Below are 2,145 nucleotides of genomic sequence, written 5' to 3' on the forward strand. Positions count from 1 at the left end.
CTGTTTCTCAACCTCCATACGCGATATACCACCGTTCTGCTGCACTATATGGGTAAGTTCGTGCGCCAGTAATTCTCTTCCTGCCGATGACTCGGGATTATATACTCCTTTATTAAAAACTATATGGTTCTTATGCGTAAACGCTTTCGCGTGAACGGATGATGCGGCTTCTGCTGCCTGCTCATTATCATGTATACGCACGCTGCTAAAATCGGCTTTGAATTTTGGCTCAAAAAACTTTTTAACAGAATCCGGTAGCGGTGCTCCTTTACCATCCAGCGATGCTATATAGGATGGCACGTTACCGGAAGCATCTTTTACGGCCGATGCCTTTTCACTTCTCTGCACTTTCTTTTCTTCGTGCTCGCATTTCTCACACTTGCGATTTATAGCCTGATGTGCTACCGATGGTGAGAAGAAAGTTGATTCAGAAGAAGATGTATCGAAGAATGATTGCGCATTCTGCTTGGTGTTTTGCATACTCGTTGTAGAGCTTTGCTTCCTTGTAATTCTTCTTCTAAAAACTCTAGTCTTACTCATACTTATAATTTTATAGTATTGTAGTTCGCTTATAGTGGTTAACTAGGATTCCAAGATGCCGGTACTGCGCCCCATGTTATATTCTTATCGCGATTTTGTTTGTTTAACGCCTGCACTCCTATTCCAATCTCGGATTTTCCATTCGTAATTTTTTTCTTTGCCTTAAAAACGTCAATAATACGCTGTGCTCTAGCATATCCTATTCCTTTAATCTCCATAAGAATAGCAAGAGCTTCCGTTACTGTTTTACAATCTTTAATCTTTTCACCTAGTATCACATTAACTTTTGGCTTAGCTCCAAATTGATAACTTGAAAGTATGCCATAGTTAATATCATTCATTATCGTTTTCGAATGAGTCTTCTCCGTTGTCTCATTTTCCTTGGTTATTACAGCGCTGCAGTTAAGCTGAGTAGGAACATATTTTTCACCCTCTAGCACATCAATCACTTCCGTCATATCCCACGCAGGATCAAAACCCGATGGATAATCATCTATACTATCATCTTTAAGCTGCGATAATGCGGCTGGTTCTGATCTTCCATAGGAAGCTGTAACAGAAAATCCCTTCATTGTACCCTTGGTCGGTAATGATTTTGTATTGGTCACTTTCGCTGCCGTTCCGTTCACAATTAATTTTACCGGGTCTTCAAATTCCAATTGATGATCCTTATTAGCCTGTCTGTTAATTGGAGTAAGATTCGACCAAGTAGTGCCAGGTCCACCTAGGTTATCATTCAAAAGATGTCCTTTGACATAATATGAACCATTCAAATCTCTACGAACATTAATTTTATCAAATATAGAATGCGATACATTCGGACCTGATCCTGGATCGAAAGGAGCCTTCTGAAATGCTACAACTGCAGATGAACCGAAGAATCCCATATATTCCCCGCCATATATAGCCCCCGAATTAACTCCCGTTGCTGCCGTTAGAGGCAACGCACTTAGTTCCGTTGCGAGTTGAGTCATTAGCTTATTTACTTCATCTGTTTTCTTTTGTTTATCAGCGTCTGTCGAAGCATCTTTCTTCTCTTCAGTATCAATTTTTTGTGCTGTAGCCAGAGGCGTGGCTACATCTGAATCCTTTAATTTATTATCCGTTTTTATTTTGCCTATATAATCTACAACGGACATTGGAGTTGTTGCAATTGTAAGGACTGAATTGTTTTCACTACCTGTAAAATATAGAGTATGATTAACTCCATCCTTTGTAGTAAGTGGTTTCTTCAAGCCGAACCAGCCTAATATTTTATCCTTAGCCTGCTTCACCTTCGCCACCAGCTTCTCAACAAAGCCAACCACTTTGTCGATGAGGAAGTCTAGACCTTTGTCTACTTTTTCGCGCACGGTGCCGAGTACATCGCGAATGCGACCACTGAGATCAAGACCAACCTGGTTTGCCAGGAAGCCAATCACGATCGGTACACCATCTGCCAGTGAGCGCTCTAAGAAGTTAGCGGCGTTCTTGATATTACCACTGCATATCTCGAGTATACCTTCCACAAATGAATTTACGATCTCAAGCATCTTTGTTATATACTTGATGAACGACTGTATCGCTTTATACAGTGCTATAGCACTATTGATCACAGCCATGATA

The 2,145-nt window shown here is 40.7% G+C and carries 2 protein-coding genes; both read right to left on the minus strand.

The window, feature by feature from the left end; all coding sequences use genetic code 11:
* A partial coding sequence (locus VIN08_RS08500; protein ID WP_331963114.1) for a DUF4157 domain-containing protein occupies positions 1-480 on the minus strand: 480 nt, incomplete at its 3' end.
* Between the two features lie 98 nt (positions 481-578).
* Positions 579-2,145, minus strand: a 1,567-nt coding sequence (locus VIN08_RS08505) for a hypothetical protein (protein ID WP_331963117.1), incomplete at its 5' end; no start/stop codon positions are given.

This window comes from Ohtaekwangia sp. (assembly GCF_036568665.1).
In the GTDB taxonomy this organism is placed as follows: Bacteria; Bacteroidota; Bacteroidia; order Cytophagales; family Cyclobacteriaceae; genus Ohtaekwangia.